We start from the raw sequence: 17,317 nt of genomic DNA, 5'->3' as shown, positions 1-17,317 counted from the left end.
ATCAGCGGAACACGGGTGCGGCGGACGTCATGCCGAGGTGCGGGCGGTGGGTGGGGTGAAGGTGCAGGGGAGGCGCTTGTAGCCGTTGATGAAGCCGGACTGCAGGCGGTCGGGGTCGCCGGCGGCGATGTCGGGCAGGCGGGTGAACAGTTCGCGGAACATCACGGTGATCTCGCGGCGGGCCAGGTTGGCGCCCAGGCAGAAGTGCGGGCCGGGGCCGCCGAAACCGACGTGCGGGTTCGGCGAGCGCAGGATGTCGAAGCGGTCCGGGTCGGTGAAGACGGCCTCGTCCCGGTTGGCGGACCAGTAGAACAGCGTCACCCGCTCGCCCTTGCGGTAGGTGTGGCCGTTCATCTCGTAGTCGCGGGTGAGGTTGCGGCGCATGAAGATCACGGGGCTGCTGTAGCGGACGATCTCCTCGATGGCGCCGCCGATGCGCCCGTCGAAGTCCTCAAGGAGGAGTTCGCGCTGGTCGGGGTGCTCGGTGAACAGCTTCAGGCCGTGCGCGATCGCGTTGCGCGTCGTCTCGTTCCCGGCGACGACGAGCAGCAGGAAGAAGGCGGCGAACTCGCGGGGGCTCAGCCGCTCGCCGTCGACGTTGGCGTTCACCAGCGCCGAGGTCAGGTCGTCGGTCGGCGCGGCCCGGCGCTCCCGCCCGAGCTTGAACGCCAGCCGGTGCAGCCGCCACCCCGCCGACGCCACGGTGCCCAGCATCCGCATCGTGGCGAGCCGGCCGATCTTCGGCTCGGCGCCGCCGTACTCGAACGTCGCGCCCACGTACTCGGGGTCGCTGTAGCCGACGATGATGTTCGTCCACTCCACCACCCGGCGGTGGTGCCGGACGGGGATGCCGAGCATGTCGCAGATGACCTCGACCGGGAGCCGCGCCGCACACCCGGACACGAAGTCGCCGCCGCCCGCCTCGATCAGCTCGTCCACGATCCGGGCGGCGCGGCGCGCGATGTCGTCCTCGGCCTTGGCGAGCATCTTCGGGGTGAACGCCCGGGACACGATCCGGCGGATCTTGGCGTGCCGCGGATCGTCCATGTCGATCATCGAGTTGAAGTACTTGTCCATCCAGCGCGGCATGTCGGCCGGGCTGGTGGCGCTGGGCTCGCTGCTGAACACGTCCGGGTTGCGGCTGGCCTCCGTCACCTCGGCGTGGTGGGTCAGCGCCCAGGACCCCGGGCTCTGCGGGAGGAAGGGCAGCTTCGGCAGGACGAGGAACACCGGCTTCGGCTGGGCCCGCAGCACCGCGAACGCCTCCGCCCGCTCGTGGAGGGGGCGCGTCCAGAAGCGCAGGTCGCTCAGGTCGATGTCCGCCGGCGTCAGCTTTCGGGGGGTCTCCGTGGCCATCCGGACCTCACGCTCCCGTCTCGTCCGCGATTCTGGTGAAGCGTCACACCAGATATCTGGTGCTCAGCGTCCCCAGATTCGCGGATGAAGTCAAGGGATGGGGCACAATCTGGGCTGTGACCTCCGACCCCGCACCCGCGCGCCCGTACCGCGGCGTGCCCGCCGACCAGCGCCGCGCCCGCCGCCGCGCCGCGCTGCTGGCGGCCGGGCTGGAACTGCTGGGCACCGAGGGGCTGGCGGCCACGACCGTGCGGAAGGTGTGCGCGCGGGCCGGGCTCAACGACCGCTACTTCTACGAGAACTTCCCGGACCGGGACGCCCTGCTCCTCGCGGTCGTCGACGACCAGGTCGCCCTGGGCACGGACGTGATCCTGTCGGCCGCCCACCGGGCGCCCCGCCGGCCGCAGGCCCGCACCCGCGCCGCGGTGACCGCCGTCCTCGACTTCCTGACCGGCGACCCGCGCCGCGCCCACATCCTCACCCACGCGTTCCCCGCCTCGCCGCTGCTCCAGCAGCGGCGCATCGAGATCGTCCGGACGCTGGCCGCGATCTTCGCCGCCGAGACCCACGAGACCCTGGACCAGGTCCTGCTCTCCGACACCGACCTGGAGCTGACCGGCCTGACCCTCACGGCCGGCCTGTGGGACCTCTTCACCGCCTGGCTCCGCGGAGACCTCGGCATCGACCGCGACCACCTGATCAACTACACGGTCGCCCTGGTCCTGAGCACCACCGAACTCGCCGCTCCGCTCCACAACCGCCTCCACTGACCGGCCGCACCGGCGCCCCCGGCTCAGCCGCGCGGGACCGGATGGCCAGGGCGGACATGCGAAACGGCCTGCCCGGGGAGGGGGTGGCCTCGGGCAGGCCGTGTCTTCGTGTGGTCAGCGCTTGAGGGAGTGCAGGAGTTCGCGGGTGTCGTGGCGGCGGTTCCAGGCGATGGCGGCGAAGACGACGGCGAACGCGGCGGGCATCAGGCTCCAGGCCGGGTCCAGGACCAGCAGGTGCGTGGTGATCGCGCCGGCCATCAGGCCGATCAGCCCGGTCGCCGCCAGCCCCGCCAGCCGCGGTACCAGCAGCCCGATCGCGCCGGACACCTCGACGATCCCGGTGACGTAGCGGAACCACTGGCCCCACCCGATCAGGTCGAAGGTCTCCACGGCGTCGGCCTGCCCGACCAGCTTGGGCAGCCCCGAGGCGATCAGCAGGAACGCCGCGAGCAGCACCTGCGGCACCCACAGCACCTTGCGCACCGAGCCACCGTCAGCGGTGGACTCGACGGGAGCGGCGGCGGTCGGGGACTGGACGGTCTGAGCGGTCTGAGCGGTCATGGCGGTGGTCCTTCCGTGCGGTGCATCTCATCGGCCTTCACTGACGCGTCGCACGAACCCCGGCCGGATCGACATCCCGCCCGATTTTTCTTCAAGATTTTTTCGAGACCACATAAGCCCAGGTCAGAGCGACGGCAAGTCCATGCCGGCTTGAGGCGTGCGTTACGGGACGCGGAAGCCGCGGAAGGTCACTTTTCGCCGGGGCTCGAAGCCGAGGCGTTCGTAGAGGGCTATCGCGCCCGTGTTGTCCGCGGCCACGTGCAGGAAGGGACGGTCGCCTCGGGACGTGATGCGGGCCGCCAGGGAGTGGATCAGGCGGGCCGCGTGGCGGTGGCCGCGCGCCTCGGGGGCCGTGCAGACGGTGCTGATCTCCGTCCAGCCGGGAGGGCGGAGCCGTTCGCCCGCCATTGCCACCAGGGTGCCGCCCTGGCGAACACCCAGATAGGTGCCGAGTTCGTGGGTGCGCGGCCAGAACGGTCCAGGGCGGGTGCGTGCGACGAGATCCAGCATGTCCGGCACGTCGCGATCGCCCAGTTCGACCACGGCGGGGTCGGTGTCGGGGAGGGCGCCGTCCGGCCAGAGCATCTGGAGGCCGTCCAGAACGAAGACCGGCTCCCAGTCCGGTGGAGGGATGGCGGGGCTGCTGAACATGTCGGCGAACCCGCCGGGGCCGAGCAGCCGCGCGAGGTCGACCCAGTCGGCCGGGCCGGGGTCGGCGGGGACGGCGGAGAAGGTCGCGACGTCCGGGAGGTAGGTGGCGGCCCTGCCCCGGCGGCGGCCGAGGTGCGCGTGGTGGCCGCGCAGGGACTCGCCCACGGGGTCGTCGAGCGCCGTGTCGTCGCGGTTCATGCCGGTTCGAGGGTGGAGAGGGCCTCGTCCAGCGCCTCGGGGAGGTCGAGGGACGGGTCCTCCGACCAGCGGAGCATCAGATCGAGCATGACGCCGAAGGCGGCGCCGGTCAGGGTGCGGATCTCGGTCGCGGGACGGCCGGAGCGCTCGGCGAGGATGCCGTTCACGGTCCGCAGGGTGTCCATGAAGCTGCCGAACGCGACGCCGCGCAGGGCGGGGACGGAGAGGATCAGCACGGTCCGGTCGCGGCCCGCCGCGAGCTCCTCGGCGGAGAAGCCGCCGAAGACCTCGCGGAGGGCGGCGCGGAGGGCCGCCACCGGGCTCAGGTCCGCGGGCTGCGCGCGGAGCGCGTCGAAGAAGACCGGGTCGGCGTCGTCGCTGACGACGAGGTCCTCCTTCGTCGGGAAGTAGCGGAAGACCGTCGTGTGCGCGACCTCGGCGGCCTGCGCGACCTGCTCGACGGTGGTGGCGTCGTAGCCGCGCTCGCGGAACAGGCGCAGGGCCTCCCGCTGGATCGCGGCCCGGGTCCTCGCCTTCTTCAGCTCCCGCAGGCCCTGCTTCGGCGCCATCGCCCGCCTTCCGTCATCTCGCCTCGGACGAGGAGCCTACTGTCACCGCCTCGGGGACGTCCCGGAGGCGCTCGCCCTCCACGTCCACCCGGGGCAGGACGCGGTCGAGGCGGGCGGGCAGCCACCAGCCGGCGCGGCCGAGCAGCGCCATCACCGCCGGGACGATCGTCAGCCGGACGAGGAACGCGTCGAAGAAAACGGCGGCGGCGAGCGCGAAGCCGAACGACTGCACCATCGGGGTCACCGACAGGACGAAGCCCGCGAACACGCTGATCATGATGATGGCGGCGGCGGTGACCACGCGCGCGCCGTGGGCGAGGCCGGCGACGGCGGCGTCCGCCGGGGACGCGCCCCGGACGTGCTCCTCGCGCATGCGGGTGACGAGGAAGACCTGGTAGTCCATGGCGAGCCCGAACACCATGCCGATCAGCATGACCGGCAGCAGGTTCACGATGACGCCGGACGAGTGGACGCCGAGCGGCCCGTTCAGCCATCCCCACTGGAACACGGCAACGACCGCGCCGAACGTGGCGGCGACGCTGAGCAGGAATCCGGCGGTCGCCTTGAGCGGCACCAGGATCGAGCGGAACACCACGGTGAGCAGCAGGAACGCGAGGCCGATGACGACCAGCAGGTACGGGACGAGCGCGCCGGCGAGCTTCTCGGAGGTGTCGATGTCGATGGCGGTCTGCCCGGTGACCGCGACGCCGCGGGCGTGGAAGCGGTCCCGGATCGCGTGGACGAGGTCCTCGGTGGCCTCGGTGGTGGGCCCGGTGGCGGGGACGACGCCGACGAGGGCGGTGGTGCCGGCGGCGTCCATCACCGGGGCGTCGACGGAGGCGACGCCGTCCATGGCGGCGACGTCCTTCGCGACGCGTTCGGCGGCGGCGCGGGGTGCCTGCACGACGAGTGTCAGCGGGCCGTTGACGCCGGGGCCGAAACCGTCCGCCAGCAGGTCGTAAGCCTGCCGCTGGGTGGTGCCGGACGGGGCGGTGCCGTCGTCCGGCAGGCCGAGTCGGAGGGCGGGCACCGGAAGCGCGGCCACGAGCAGCGCGGTGACGGCCAGCACGAGGACCGGGACGGGACGGGCGACGACGAACCGGCCCCAGCGGCGTCCTGCCGGGACGGTGGGGCGGGAGGCGCGGGCGAGCGCGCGCCGACCGCCGAGGGCGCGGCGACCGGCGAAGCCGAGCAGGGCGGGCAGCAGCGTCAGCGCGACCAGCACGGCGACGGACACGGTGAACGCGGCGGCGAGGCCGAGCTGGGTCAGCACGGGGATGTCCACGACGGCGAGTCCGGCGAGCGCGATGACGACGGTCAGCCCGGCGAACACCACGGCGGATCCGGCGGTGCCCGCCGCCCGTCCGGCCGCGTCGGCGGGTTCGCGCCCGTCCAGGACCTCCTGGCGGTAGCGGGCGATGATGAACAGCGCGTAGTCGATCGCGACCGCCAGGCCGAGCATGAGCGCGAGGGCCGGGGTGTCGGAGTTGAGCTCGACGAACGCGCCGGCGGCGGCGACGGCCGACACGCCGACGGCGATCCCGAACGCGGCGGTCAGCAGCGGCAGCCCGGCGGCGGTGAGGGACCCGAGCGTCACCAGCAGGACGAGCGCCGCGGCGACGACCCCGAGCAGCTCGCCGGCGCCCTCCTCGGGTGACGCGACGGCGTCGCCGCTCATCTCGACGCGGAGCCCGGGGACGACGGCGGCCGTGCGCAGCGCGTCCCGGTCGGCGCCGGTCAGCTCGTAGGCCGGGACGCGGTAGGCGACCTCGGCCAGCGCGATCCGGCCGTCGGGCGAGACGGTGCGCCGGGCGAAGGGGTCGGCGGCCTCGGCGACGTCCGGGGCGGCCTTGATCCGCGCGACGGCCCGCTGGACGGCGGCCCGGGTCGCGGGGTCGTCCAGCCGCCGCCCGGCGGGGGCGGCGAACACGACGCGGGCGTACGCGCCGCCGGTGGCCTGCGGGAAGCGCTCCTTGACCAGGTCGTTCGCGCGCTGCGCCTCGGTCCCCGGGACGGAGAACGAGTCCGGCGCCGGTTCCGACAGCGCGGCCGCGCCGGACACGGCGGCCACGAGCAGGCCCGTCCACAGCAGGACGACGAGCCGGCGCCGCCGGAAGCAGAACCGGCCGAGCCGGGACAGCAGGACCGCCATGAGACTCACTCCCTTTCGCTAGTACGATAGGAAGTGTTAGTCAGCTAGCATTATTTGTCAAAGCCCGGAAACGCGGACGTGCCGCCCTCCGCGGCGGGAGGACGGCACATCTCGCGGGCCGCTACTTGGAGGGGATGTAAGGCGGCGCCACGCCCCACCCCCAGTGCGGCATGGGCGCTTCAAGGGGCGGCTTGGCGTCGGGTTGGGAGTTGGCGAGGGCGATCCGCGTGCCCCACTCGATGTAGGACGCGAACGCGGCGCGGAACTCGGGGTCGTCGGGGAGGCCGACCTCGTCCGCCGCGTCCATCAGGAGGGAGACCCAGCGGCGGCGCTGCGCCTCGGTGATGCCGCGCCGCAGGTGCTGCCGGACCATGTGGTGGTAGCCGCCGCGCTCCGCGCTGTAGCGCTCCGGGCCGCGGAACACCTCGCTCAGCCAGATCGCCACCCATTTCGGGTGGTCCGGGGCCATGTGCTCGAAGAGGGGGAAGAGCAGGTCGTCCTTGAGGACGCTCGTGTAGAAGACCTCGGTGAGGCGCTCGAACGCCTCGCTCCCGCCCGCCCAGTCGTACATCGTCGGGACGGACGATCCGGCGCCGGCCACCGGCGTCCGCTCGTAGTGCCGCATCTCCTCGATCTGCCGCACGTACGGCTTGATCTCGGCGAAGAAGGCGGGGAAGTGCTCGCCGCCGCGGAACCCCTTCATGTGGTCGTCGGCGGACGTCCAGCAGATGCGCAGGATGTAGGAGGACGGCTCCTCGACGCACCGCGACAGCTCGTAGTCGACGCACTGGGGCGCCGCGGCGAGCGGGACGGAGGCGCGCGCGTAGGCGGCCTCGAACGCGTCGGTGCGGTCCGGTTCGATGCGGTAGCGGATGTATTCGACGATCACGAGACCCCCAGGGCGCTTTCGGTCGGGGTAGTCAATGTAATCCTGTAATCATCCGACGGGAAGCGGAATGATCAATCCCGTGCGGCGGGGCGGCGGCGGAACCGCCCGGCGGAACGGCGGAGCCGGCCGGCCGAGCGGCGGAACCGGCCGGGTCCGGTGGAGCCGAGGCGCCACGGAACGCTGGTGACCATGACGCCCGGCCGGAACAGCAGCCGCGCCGTGAGGCGGAGCGCGCTCTGGTTGTGCAGGAGCTGCTCCCACCAGTGCCCCACGACGTACTCGGGGATGAACACGCAGACGACGTCGCGCGGGCTCTTGCGGTGGATGCGGGCGACATAGTCGAGGACGGGGCCGGTGATGTCGCGGTAGGGCGAGTCGAGAACGGTCAGCGGAATGGGGATGGCGTGCCGCGCCCATGCCTCCTCCAGCTCCCCGGTGTCGCGGCCGGAGGTGCGGACGGTCACGGCCGTGAGGGTGTCCGGGCGGGTCGCGCGGGCGAACGCGATGGCGCGCAGCGCGGGCGTGTGGAGCTTGGACACCAGCACGACCGCGTGGACGCGGCTCGGCAGGCCGACCGCCTCCTCGGGCGGCTCCAGCTCCGTCGCCAGGCGCGTGTAGTGGCCGCGGATGGCCTTCATCATCATGAAGAGGACGGGCATGGCGATGACGACGATCCATGCGCCGTGCGTGAACTTCGTGATCAGGACGACGACCAGCACCACGCCGGTGAGCGCCGCGCCGACGGCGTTGATCAGGCGCGCGCGCCGCAGCCGGGCCCGCTGCGGCCCGGCCGCGCGCCCGAGGAGGTCCGTCCAGTGCCGGACCATCCCGGTCTGGCTGAGGGTGAAGGAGACGAAGACCCCGATGATGTAGAGCTGGATGAGCCGGGTGGCGCTGGCCTGGAACGCCCAGATCAGGCCGCCCGCGAGGACGGCGAGGATCACGATGCCGTTGCTGAAGACGAGCCGGTCGCCGCGGCGGGAGAACTGCCGGGGCAGGAACTCGTCCTCGCCGAGGATGGAGGCCAGCGTCGGGAAGCCGTTGAAGGCGGTGTTGGCCGCCAGCACCAAGATCGCGGCGGTGAACCCGGCGACCAGGTAGAACGGCGGGGAACCGGCGCCGAACACCGCCGCGGCGATCTGGGCGATGACGGTCTTCTGCTCGTAGCCGGGCGGCGCGCCGGTCAGCAGCCCGGTGGAGCCGGCGACCCGCACCTGCGAGACCAGGGCGAGCGCGGTGATCCCGGCGAACATGGCGATGGTGATCCCGCCCATGATCGCCAATGTGGCGGCGGCGTTGCGGCTCTTGGGCGGCCGGAAGCTCGGAACGCCGTTGCTGACGGCCTCGACGCCGGTGAGCGCCGTGCAGCCCTGGGAGAAGGCGCGCAGGACCAGCGCGATGACCAGCCAGCCCGTCGTGCCGTGGGACGGTTCTATCCCGAAATGCGCCGACTCGGCCTGCGGGGCCTCACCGACGAGCGTCCGTCCGGCGCCCCACAGGAGCATCGCCATGACCACGGTGATGAACCCGTAGGTCGGGATGGCGAAGACCGTCCCGGACTGCCGGACCCCGCGCAGGTTCATGATCGCCAGCAGTGCGACCAGGCCCACGGAGAGCTGCACCGTGTACGGCGCGAGGGCGGGCATCGCGGACGCGAGGTTGGCGACCCCGGCCGCCACCGACACCGCGACCGTCAGCACGTAGTCGACCAGCAGGGCGCTGGCGGCGGCCAGCGAGGCGTTGAGGCCCAGGTTCTCGCGGCTGACGACGTAGGCGCCGCCGCCGCTGGGGTAGGCGCGGCAGGTCTGCCGGTAGGAGAGCACGACCACCGCCAGCAGCACGATGACGGCCGCCGCGACCCACGGTGTGAGGTGGAGCAGCGCCGTCCCGCCGAGGCTGAGCGCGAGCAGGATCTCCTCGGTGGCGTAGGCGTTGGACGACAGCGGGTCGCTGCAGAACACCGGCAGCGCGATCTTCTTCGGCAGCAGCGTCTCGCCCATCTGCGCGCTGCGCAGCGGCCGGCCGACCAGGAACCGCTTGGGAATGCTCACCGCTCTCCGCATCCATCACGTGCGGCCGCGCGCGGCTCCGGCCGCGCGCGGCCCGGCCGCGGCGCCCGCCAGGCCGCGCGGCCTGCTCGTGGGGTGCCGGCGCGGCTCAGCGCGCCGGACGTGCCCGCATCCGGCCCGCTTCGAGGGCCACGTACGCGGCGAGCACGACGATGGCGGCGGACTCCAGCCCGAGCGCCACCATGATGACCGTCCGGTAGCCGGCCTCCTGGAACCCGAACAGCGTGCCCGTCTCGCTGATCATGAGGCCGATGATGGTGCCCGCCGCGAACCCGATCCCGCCGAGCGCCACGAGCGCGTGCGCCGCCCGCCCGGCGCCCGGCACCGACCTGATCACCGGCAGCGCCCCGAGCGGGAGCAGCAGCAGGAGCCCGAGCGCGACCGCCCCGGCGAAGTTGACCAGGAACAGCACGCCGATGGTCGGGATGTCGCGGTAGTCGTCGGCGAGGTACTCGTACAGATGGACGGCGCCGACGCCGAACAGGAGCAGGGCGCCCGCCACGCGCAGCAGGTCACGCATGGCGGTCGCCTGGGGGCCGCGAAGTGCCGTGGTCAGTGCTCACCGCACCGCCCTACTTGGTGACCGCGCTGCCGGACGGCGACAGCACGAACCACTTGGCGCCGAACTGGTCGAGCCCCTGGCCCTTGGCGCTGCCGGGGGTGGTGCCGTCGGGCGCGTAGTAGTACAGGGGGTGCCCGGCGTAGCTGACCTCCATCGTCCCGTCGCTGCGCTTGGTGGTGCTCAGCTTCGCCGCGTCCACCCCGGAGCCCGGCGTGGGCTTCGCGCCGGTCGTGACCGGCGGCCACACCGCCGCGCATCCGCCCGCGCAGGACGACTTGTTCCCCGTGTCCTTCTCGAACAGGTAGACCGTCCGGCCCTCGCCGTCGACCAGGACGGGGCCGAGGTTCCCCACGTTCGCCGTCTTGATCGACTCGCCGGTCGCGCCGCCGGTGGGCGCCGCCGAGGTCGGGGACGACTGGCCGTAGCCGGACCCCGAACCCGATCCGTTCGACGACCCGCCGCCATCGCCGCACCCGGTGACCGCCGCCAGCGTCGCGGCCGCCGCCAGCACGGCGACCGACGCCGTGTTCCGGCGCCGCGACCGGTGATCCGCACCGGACGGACGGCCCGTGCCGCCCCCTCGTGCCTGAAGCATGCGCAACCTCCCGCAAGGCTCGTCAACGGTCTCCCGTGACTCCTACCGAGGCGGCGGTACCCCTGCTCAGGCCGGGGGAACGGGCCAGGTCACAGCCCTTACCCGCCCTTTCCGGTAATCGTGGAATCGACGGACTCGGGGCCGCGTCCGGCGGGGCGGTCACGGGCAGGCCGTGACCGCCCGGCCGGGCGCGTAAAGGTCAGTCCTGCGCCGGGGAACGGCGGAGCCAGGCGACCGCGCCGCCCGCCGCCGCGACGACCAGCGCGATCAGGCCGATCCACAGCCAGCCGGACGAGCCGCCCGAGTCCTCGCCGGAGGTGGTCGCGGCCTGGCTGCTCGCCGGAGCGGGCGCCGGGACCGCCGACGCGGAGCCGCCGGAGGCGCCGGACTCGCTCGGTGCCCCCTTCACGGTGAAGGTGTAGGTGCCGTCGACCGGATGACCGTCCGCGGACACCACCCGCCACCCCACCGTGTACTTGCCGTTCGGCAGGGTGCCGTTGACCGCCTGAGTGACCTTGTTGTCGACCGCGCGCGGCGACCCGGCCTGGTGCTGCGCGCCCGACGCGTCCGTCACCACGACGCGGGGCAGCCGCACCGGGTCGGAGTAGGTCAGGACGATCTCGGACGGCGCCGCGACCGTCGCGTCCTTCTCGGGGCTCGCGGACGTCAGCGCGGCGTGGGCGGAGGCCGGTGCCGCGGTCAGGGCCAGGACCGTACCGGCGGCCAGGACACCGGCCGCGATCCGTCGCATCACCTTGATCATGCCCGGCTCCGGGCGCGGCTCAGGCCGTAGCCGCCGAGGCCGAGGCCGACGGCGCCGACCGCGATGCCGATGCCGCCGAGGAGGCGCGCCGTCCCGTCGTCGGACGAGGCCGCGGCCTCGGCGGCGGGCTTCTTCTCCGCGGTCAGGCCGACCGTGGCGGCGGCCCCCTTCGGGGTGAGCTGGAGCGTCGGCGCCGGGTGCTCCGGTTCGGCGGCGCCCTCGGCCGGCGCCTCCTCCCACTTGACGACCTCGCCGTTGGAGTACGTCTGGTCGGCCTTGAACATCAGCTGGTCGGTGTCGGTCGGGAGCGGCCCCATGGAGACGTCGAACTCCTCGAACTGGCCCGCCTCGATCTTGCCGCCCGACCAGGTGATCGTGGTGACGGCCTCGGTCAGCTCGCCGCCGTGGGTCTGGATCGGCTTCGGCAGCTTGGACTTCTCCGCCTTCACCGTCCAGCCGGGCGTGGGCCGGACGGACACCGACGCGAGCGGGTGGTCGGCCGGCAGGTGCACGACGACCTTGGTCGTGGCGGCGTTGTCGCGCTCGTTCGGCACCCGGAACGAGACCTTGGCGTACGAGCCCTGCTCGGCGCTCTTCGGGTTGGCGGTGACGTGCGCGGACGCGGCCGTGGCCGCCCCGAGCACCGAGATGGCGGTGAGGGAGACGAGGGCGCCGGCGCGGCGCGCGGGCACGCTGAAGGACATGGGGGAACTCCGTTCGAGTCGTACGGGAAGAGCCGGATGCGCCGTGGATCGGCGTCCGGTGACGTACGGCGCGCGCGTCAGCTGTGCGCGAGCGCCCTCGAACGGAACGGGGGACCCCGCCGGACCACCTGGTGCCGCAGCGCGCGGTCGGCGGCGGGGACGGCGGCCGGCGCCGGGGCGGGGACGACCGGCCGCTGCGGCACGGCCGGTTCGATGGTGAGCAGGGCGAGGAGCAGCCGGACGGGACGGTCCGCAGCGGCGGCGACCCGGCGGGCCATCGTCCACACGGACCGTTCGCCGCGCCGCAGCCACCAGGCGGCGACGAGCGCGGCGACGCAGTGCGCGAGCGTCATGGCCAGGCCGTTGCCGCCGTGCGCGGCGGGCACGGCGGCGAGGTCGGGCATCGCGGCCGCGTCGGTCATGGCCGCGTTGGTCATGACGGTGTTGGTCATGACGGAGTCGGTCATGGCGGCGTGCATCGCCGGGGTGTGGCCCGCCATGGCGGGCACGGGGTGTGCGGCCGGATCGGCTGCGGCGGCCGTGAACAGCGTGTGCAGCGCGAACTGCCCGCCGAGGAGCCCGCCCAGGATCGTGCCGAGCGAGCGCTCGTGGCCCGCCAGCATCAGCGTCACGCCGACGACCGCGCCGAACCCCGCCGTCCCGGCCCACAACGGGACCGCCGCCCCGCCCGCGAGGACGTGTCCGAGCACCGCCAGCGCGACGCACACGGTGGCGAACACCACCGCGCGTGCGGCGCGGAACAGGGGCTGCGGGGAACGCTCCGACATGACGCCCCCATCGTGCCACTCCCCTCCGGGAGCGTGCAGCCGACCCCGGGAACCCACACCGACGCGCCCAACATCTTGGGGTTGCGCATTGATCGTCAACAAGATGTAGGGTTCAACCCCGTGCTGGTACGCCCCCGCCGCCCGGCGGCGGGGGCGTCGTAAGAGGGAACCCGGTGTGAATCCGGGACTGCCCCGCAGCGGTGAGCGGGAACGACCGCCGTCACATGCACTGGGCCCGACCGGGCCTGGGAAGCGACGGTCAGTAGGACGTGCCTGACAGGTGCGCCGCCCGCGAGTCCGAAGACCTGCCCGCACGAATGGCCTGGGGGTCGTCCCCGGGCCGACACGTCCGGGCCTCGCGGGTGGGCCGAGGGCGGAGCGCGGCATGCCGCCGCGTCCCGTTCGCATGCCTCCGCGAGGCGGCTTGCGAGGGGAGAAGCACGTGACACAGGTTCTGGCCGCCGCACCGCCGGCCGGGGGAATCGCCGCGGAGGTCGAGGCCGCCTGCGCCGGGATACCGGACGTGGCGGCGGCGCGCGTGCTCGCCGCCGTCCGGTCCGGCGACGGGCTGGACGCGGCGGCGCTGCGGGACCTCGCCATCACCGAGGCCGCCGCCCTGGTGGCCGCCGAACCCGGCTACTCCAAGGTCGCCGCGCGGCTGCTCGCCGCCCGGATCCGGGACGAGGCGGCGTCCGCCGGCGTCACCGCGTTCGCCGAGTCGGTCGCCGCCGCGCACCGGGAGGGCCTGCTCGCGGACGGCCCGGCCGCGTTCGTCGCCGCCAACGCCGCCGCCCTCGACGCGCTCGTCGACGACGGCGCCGACGACCGGTTCGAGTACTTCGGGCTCCGCACCCTCTACGACCGGTATCTGCTGAGGCATCCGCGTTCGCGGCTCGTCCTGGAGCGTCCGCAGCACTTCCTGCTGCGCGTGGCGTGCGGGCTCGCCGACACCGTGGACGAGGCGGCGGAGCTGTACGGCCTGCTCAGCACGCTGTCGTACCTGCCGAGCTCGCCGACGCTGTTCAACTCGGCCGCGCGCCGCCCGCAGCTGTCGTCGTGCTTCCTGCTCGACTCGCCGCGGGACGAGCTGGAGGCGATCTACGAGCGGTACGGGCAGGTCGCGCGGCTCAGCAAGTACGCGGGCGGCATCGGGATCTCGTGGACGAAGGTGCGGTCCCGGGGCTCGCTGATCCGCGGCACGAACGGGCACTCCAACGGCATCGTCCCGTGGCTGCGCACGCTGGACTCGTCCGTCGCCGCCGTCAACCAGGGCGGCCGCCGCAAGGGCGCGGCCTGCGTGTACCTGGAGCCGTGGCACGCCGACGTCGAGGAGTTCCTCGAACTGCGCGACAACACGGGCGAGGACGCGCGCCGCACCCACAACCTGAACCTCGCCAACTGGATCCCGGACGAGTTCATGCGCCGCGTCGAGGACGACGCGCCGTGGTCGCTGTTCGACCCGAAGGAGGTCCCCGAGCTGGCCGACCTCTGGGGGGACGAGTTCGACGAGGCGTACCGGGCGGCGGAGCGGGACGGGCGGTTCGTCCGGCAGGTCCCGGCCCGCAAGCTGTACGGGCGGATGATGCGCACCCTCGCGGAGACGGGCAACGGGTGGATGACGTTCAAGGACGCCGCCAACCGCGCCTGCAACCAGACCGCCGAGTCAGGCCAGACCGTCCACCTCTCCAACCTCTGCACGGAGATCCTTGAGGTGACGAGCGATGGCGAGGCAGCCGTCTGCAACCTCGGATCGGTGAATCTGGCCGCGCACGTGACGTCCGCCGGGGTCGACTGGGAGCGGCTTCGTTCGACCGTCCGCACCGCCGTCCGCTTCTTGGACCGCACCATCGACAGGGGCTTCTACCCCACGCCGGAGGCGGAGAAGGCCAACCGCAAGTGGCGTCCGGTCGGGCTAGGCGTGATGGGTCTCGCGGACGTGTTCTTCACGCTGCGCCTGCCGTTCGACTCCGCGGAGGCCCGCGCGCTGTCGACGCGCATCGCCGAGGAGATCGCGCTGGCCGCCTACGGGGCGTCCGCCGACCTCGCCGCCGCGCACGGGCCGCTGCCCGCCTACGGGATGACCCGAACCGCGCGCGGCCGGCTGCACCTGGACCACTTCCCGGACGCCGCGCCGACCCGTCCCGCCGAGTGGGCCGCGCTCCGGGAGCGCGTCGCGGCGGTCGGGCTCCGCAACTCGCTGCTGATCGCGATCGCGCCGACCGCGACGATCGCGTCCATCGCGGGCTGCTACGAGTGCATCGAGCCGCAGGTGTCCAACCTGTTCAAGCGCGAGACGCTGTCCGGCGAGTTCCTGCAGATCAACGGCTACCTGGTGGCCGAGCTGAAGGCGCTCGGGCTGTGGACGCCGGCCGTGCGCGAGGCGATCAAGCGCGCGAACGGCTCCGTGCAGGGTCTCGTCGACCTCCCCGACGAGACCCGGGCCCGCTACCGGACGGCCTGGGAGCTGCCGCAGAAGGCGCTCATCGACCTCGCCGCCGCCCGCACCCCCTACATCGACCAGTCGCAGTCGCTGAACCTGTTCATGGAGACGCCGACGATCGGCAAGCTCTCCTCGATGTACGCGTACGCGTGGCGCAGCGGGCTGAAGACCACCTACTACCTGCGCTCCCGTCCGGCGACGCGCATCGCGCAGACCACCGTCACCACGGCGGCGGCCGTGTGCTCCCTGGAGAACCCCGAGACCTGCGAGGCATGCCAATAATGCTGCTCGACCCCGGCATGGACCTGACCCTGCGGCCCATGCGCTACCCCGACTTCTACGAGCGGTACCGGGCCGCGATCCGCAACACGTGGACGGTGGAGGAGGTCGACCTCGCGTCCGACATGGCCGACCTGGAGCGGCTCACGCCCGCCGAACTGCACCTGGTGAACCGGCTCGTCGCGTTCTTCGCCACCGGCGACTCGATCGTGGCGAACAACCTGGTGCTGAACCTCTACAAGCACGTGAACGCCCCGGAGGCCCGGCTCTACCTGTCGCGGCAGCTATACGAGGAGGCCGTCCACGTACAGTTCTACCTGACCCTTCTGGACACCTACCTGCCCGATCAGGACGAGCGCGCGCGGGCGTTCGCGGCGATCGAGCACATCCCGTCCATCCGGGCGAAGGCGGAGTTCTGCTTCCGCTGGATCGACTCGCTCGGCGCCCTGGACGAACTCCGCACCGCCGCCGACCGCCGCACGTTCCTGCTCAACCTGATCTGCTTCGCGGCCTGCATCGAGGGGTTGTTCTTCTACGGCGCCTTCGCCTACGTGTACTGGCTGCGCTCGCGCGGGCTGCTGAACGGCCTCGCGTCCGGCACCAACTGGGTCTTCCGGGACGAGAGCATGCACATGGAGTTCGCGTTCTCCGTGGTCGACACCGTCCGGGCCGAGGAACCGGAGCTGTTCGACGCCGAGCTGACCGCGCAGGTCACCGCGATGCTGGACGAGGCCGTCCAGGCGGAACTGGCCTTCGCCCGCGACCTGTGCGGCGACGGCCTGCCCGGCATGAGCGCCGGCGACATGCGCGCCTACCTCGAATACGTCGCGGACCAGCGGCTCGTCCGGCTCGGGCTCCCGGCCCGCTACGGCACCGCGAACCCGTTCGCGTTCATGGAGCTGCAGGACGTCCAGGAGCTGTCCAACTTCTTCGAGCGGCGGGTTTCGGCCTACCAGATCGGCGTCGAGGGGAGCGTCGCGCTCGACGAGGCGTTCTGAACTAATGCGGGCGGGCACTCGTTGAGCAGAGACCCTAGGCCGAGGAGGACGCCCATGCCTTCCGTCGTCGACCGGATCAAGAGATATCTCAGCGGCCCGCAGGGCCGGAAGATGCGAGCGAGGGCCGAGCACTACGCCCGCGATCCGCGCACACAGGCCAAGGCACGCCGCCTGCTCGCCCGGTTCCGCGGCGGCCGCCGCCACTGACACGGTACGGCCCGTCCTCACCGAGGGCGGGCCGTCGCCGTGGCACGACGTCCACCACCCCTTCTTGCATGCTGGACGTAACTGCAACTCGTTTGCAATAGTGGCCGTATGGCCGACTACACGCTTCCCGACCTGCCCTACGACTACGCAGCCCTGGAGCCCGCGATCACGGGCGAGATCCTTGAGCTCCACCACGCCAAGCACCACGCCGCCTACGTGAAGGGCGCCAACGACACGCTGGAGAGGCTCGCCGAGGCGCGGGACAAGGAGCAGTACGGCGGCCTGGTCGGCCTGGAGAAGACGTTCGCGTTCAACCTGTCCGGACACGTCCTGCACTCGATCTTCTGGGACAACCTGTCACCGGACGGCGGCGACCGCCCCGACGGCGAACTGGCCGCCGCCATCAACGAGCATTTCGGGACGTTCGAGGCGTTCCAGAAGCAGCTCACCACGGCGACGTCCACGGTCCAGGGCTCGGGCTGGGGCGTCCTGGCGTGGGAGCCGCTCGGCCGCCGCCTCATCGTGGAGCAGGTCTACGACCACCACGGGAACATCGGCATGAACACCACCCCGCTGCTGGTCTTCGACGCCTGGGAACACGCGTACTACCTGCAGTACCGCAACGTCCGCCCCGACTACGTCGAGAAGCTCTGGACCCTCGTGAACTGGACGGACGTGAAAGCGCGCTTCGACGCCGCCCGCACGTCCTAGAAGACGGCGGCGCCGGACGCGGCGCCGCTCAGGGGGCGGCGTTCACCTGGCCGGG

The 17,317-nt window shown here is 72.5% G+C and carries 17 protein-coding genes and 1 riboswitch; of the genes, 5 read left to right on the top strand and 12 right to left on the bottom strand.

The window, feature by feature from the left end; all coding sequences use genetic code 11:
• Positions 1-27: 27 nt before the first annotated feature.
• Positions 28-1,356 carry a cytochrome P450 gene (locus ACGFI1_RS26060; protein ID WP_392788700.1) on the bottom strand — a complete coding sequence of 443 codons (1,329 nt, stop codon included), beginning with the start codon at positions 1,354-1,356 and terminating at the stop codon, positions 28-30.
• 116 nt (positions 1,357-1,472) lie between these two features.
• Between ACGFI1_RS26060 and ACGFI1_RS26055 the strand changes: the two genes are divergently transcribed.
• A complete protein-coding gene (locus ACGFI1_RS26055) occupies positions 1,473-2,126 on the top strand; it encodes a TetR/AcrR family transcriptional regulator (protein WP_392788698.1) in 654 nt (217 codons plus the stop codon).
• 114 nt (positions 2,127-2,240) lie between these two features.
• On the opposite strand, the gene ACGFI1_RS26050 is transcribed toward ACGFI1_RS26055, so the two are convergent.
• The 11 genes from ACGFI1_RS26050 to ACGFI1_RS26000 form a co-directional block, all read right to left on the bottom strand.
• The gene (locus tag ACGFI1_RS26050; protein ID WP_387069324.1) at positions 2,241-2,687 is read right to left on the bottom strand and encodes a DoxX family protein; all 447 of its coding nucleotides are present in this window, start codon (positions 2,685-2,687) and stop codon (positions 2,241-2,243) included.
• Positions 2,688-2,849: 162 nt separating this feature from the next.
• Positions 2,850-3,536, bottom strand: a complete 687-nt coding sequence (locus ACGFI1_RS26045; RefSeq protein WP_392788694.1) for a GNAT family N-acetyltransferase — start codon at positions 3,534-3,536, stop codon at positions 2,850-2,852.
• Positions 3,533-4,105, bottom strand: coding sequence for a TetR/AcrR family transcriptional regulator (locus tag ACGFI1_RS26040; RefSeq protein WP_392788691.1), 573 nt, complete (start codon positions 4,103-4,105; stop codon positions 3,533-3,535). Before ACGFI1_RS26040 ends, ACGFI1_RS26045 begins: the two co-directional genes overlap by 4 nt.
• A 13-nt stretch (positions 4,106-4,118) precedes the next feature.
• A complete protein-coding gene (locus tag ACGFI1_RS26035; protein WP_392788688.1) occupies positions 4,119-6,257 on the bottom strand; it encodes an MMPL family transporter in 2,139 nt (712 codons plus the stop codon).
• 121 nt (positions 6,258-6,378) lie between these two features.
• Positions 6,379-7,146: a group II truncated hemoglobin gene (locus ACGFI1_RS26030; RefSeq protein ID WP_138637894.1), complete on the bottom strand. Its 768-nt coding sequence runs from the start codon at positions 7,144-7,146 to the stop codon at positions 6,379-6,381.
• Positions 7,147-7,217: 71 nt separating this feature from the next.
• A complete protein-coding gene (locus ACGFI1_RS26025; RefSeq protein ID WP_392744915.1) occupies positions 7,218-9,197 on the bottom strand; it encodes an APC family permease in 1,980 nt (659 codons plus the stop codon).
• A gap of 106 nt (positions 9,198-9,303) precedes the next feature.
• The gene (locus tag ACGFI1_RS26020; RefSeq protein ID WP_392788686.1) at positions 9,304-9,735 is read right to left on the bottom strand and encodes a hypothetical protein; all 432 of its coding nucleotides are present in this window, start codon (positions 9,733-9,735) and stop codon (positions 9,304-9,306) included.
• Positions 9,736-9,787: 52 nt separating this feature from the next.
• On the bottom strand, positions 9,788-10,372 hold the full coding sequence (locus ACGFI1_RS26015) for a COG4315 family predicted lipoprotein (protein WP_392788684.1): 585 nt from the start codon (positions 10,370-10,372) through the stop codon (positions 9,788-9,790).
• 199 nt (positions 10,373-10,571) lie between these two features.
• Positions 10,572-11,123, bottom strand: a complete 552-nt coding sequence (locus ACGFI1_RS26010; RefSeq protein WP_392788681.1) for a copper resistance CopC family protein — start codon at positions 11,121-11,123, stop codon at positions 10,572-10,574.
• 8 nt (positions 11,124-11,131) lie between these two features.
• Entirely contained in the window at positions 11,132-11,839 is a 708-nt protein-coding gene (locus ACGFI1_RS26005; RefSeq protein WP_392788679.1) for a YcnI family copper-binding membrane protein, read from the bottom strand.
• Positions 11,840-11,916: 77 nt separating this feature from the next.
• On the bottom strand, positions 11,917-12,627 hold the full coding sequence (locus tag ACGFI1_RS26000; RefSeq protein WP_387069338.1) for a hypothetical protein: 711 nt from the start codon (positions 12,625-12,627) through the stop codon (positions 11,917-11,919).
• A 107-nt stretch (positions 12,628-12,734) separates the two neighbouring features.
• Positions 12,735-12,954: riboswitch (cobalamin riboswitch) on the top strand.
• A 115-nt stretch (positions 12,955-13,069) separates the two neighbouring features.
• Between ACGFI1_RS26000 and ACGFI1_RS25995 the strand changes: the two genes are divergently transcribed.
• From ACGFI1_RS25995 to ACGFI1_RS25980, 4 genes are all read left to right on the top strand, one after another.
• The gene (locus tag ACGFI1_RS25995) at positions 13,070-15,349 is read left to right on the top strand and encodes a ribonucleoside-diphosphate reductase subunit alpha (protein ID WP_392788677.1); all 2,280 of its coding nucleotides are present in this window, start codon (positions 13,070-13,072) and stop codon (positions 15,347-15,349) included.
• The gene (locus ACGFI1_RS25990; protein ID WP_392788674.1) at positions 15,340-16,344 is read left to right on the top strand and encodes a ribonucleotide-diphosphate reductase subunit beta; all 1,005 of its coding nucleotides are present in this window, start codon (positions 15,340-15,342) and stop codon (positions 16,342-16,344) included. The genes ACGFI1_RS25995 and ACGFI1_RS25990 overlap by 10 nt, the downstream gene beginning before the upstream one ends.
• 54 nt (positions 16,345-16,398) lie before the next feature.
• Positions 16,399-16,551 carry a hypothetical protein gene (locus ACGFI1_RS25985; protein ID WP_171069119.1) on the top strand — a complete coding sequence of 51 codons (153 nt, stop codon included), beginning with the start codon at positions 16,399-16,401 and terminating at the stop codon, positions 16,549-16,551.
• A gap of 108 nt (positions 16,552-16,659) precedes the next feature.
• Positions 16,660-17,262, top strand: coding sequence for a superoxide dismutase (locus ACGFI1_RS25980; RefSeq protein WP_386872117.1), 603 nt, complete (start codon positions 16,660-16,662; stop codon positions 17,260-17,262).
• Positions 17,263-17,317 lie beyond the last annotated feature (55 nt).

Source organism: Actinomadura geliboluensis, assembly GCF_043197915.1.
In the GTDB taxonomy this organism is placed as follows: Bacteria; Actinomycetota; Actinomycetes; order Streptosporangiales; family Streptosporangiaceae; genus Spirillospora; species Spirillospora geliboluensis.
Note: the sequence above shows the minus strand (reverse complement) of the source record. Positions and strands in the feature narration are given on the sequence as shown.

Bases quoted from the DNA above. Each gene is read 5' to 3' on its own strand.
- ACGFI1_RS25990 (WP_392788674.1), top strand. From the start codon at position 15,340: ATGCCAATAATGCTGCTCGACCCCGGCATGGACCTGACCCTGCGGCCC.
- ACGFI1_RS25985 (WP_171069119.1), top strand. From the start codon at position 16,399: ATGCCTTCCGTCGTCGACCGGATCAAGAGATATCTCAGCGGCCCGCAG.
- ACGFI1_RS26035 (WP_392788688.1), bottom strand. From the start codon at position 6,257: ATGGCGGTCCTGCTGTCCCGGCTCGGCCGGTTCTGCTTCCGGCGGCGC.
- ACGFI1_RS26005 (WP_392788679.1), bottom strand. From the start codon at position 11,839: ATGTCCTTCAGCGTGCCCGCGCGCCGCGCCGGCGCCCTCGTCTCCCTC.
- ACGFI1_RS26020 (WP_392788686.1), bottom strand. From the start codon at position 9,735: ATGCGTGACCTGCTGCGCGTGGCGGGCGCCCTGCTCCTGTTCGGCGTC.
- ACGFI1_RS26000 (WP_387069338.1), bottom strand. From the start codon at position 12,627: ATGTCGGAGCGTTCCCCGCAGCCCCTGTTCCGCGCCGCACGCGCGGTG.
- ACGFI1_RS26040 (WP_392788691.1), bottom strand. From the start codon at position 4,105: ATGGCGCCGAAGCAGGGCCTGCGGGAGCTGAAGAAGGCGAGGACCCGG.
- ACGFI1_RS26015 (WP_392788684.1), bottom strand. From the start codon at position 10,372: ATGCTTCAGGCACGAGGGGGCGGCACGGGCCGTCCGTCCGGTGCGGAT.
- ACGFI1_RS26010 (WP_392788681.1), bottom strand. From the start codon at position 11,123: ATGCGACGGATCGCGGCCGGTGTCCTGGCCGCCGGTACGGTCCTGGCC.
- ACGFI1_RS25980 (WP_386872117.1), top strand. From the start codon at position 16,660: ATGGCCGACTACACGCTTCCCGACCTGCCCTACGACTACGCAGCCCTG.
- ACGFI1_RS26045 (WP_392788694.1), bottom strand. From the start codon at position 3,536: ATGAACCGCGACGACACGGCGCTCGACGACCCCGTGGGCGAGTCCCTG.
- ACGFI1_RS26050 (WP_387069324.1), bottom strand. From the start codon at position 2,687: ATGACCGCTCAGACCGCTCAGACCGTCCAGTCCCCGACCGCCGCCGCT.
- ACGFI1_RS26060 (WP_392788700.1), bottom strand. From the start codon at position 1,356: ATGGCCACGGAGACCCCCCGAAAGCTGACGCCGGCGGACATCGACCTG.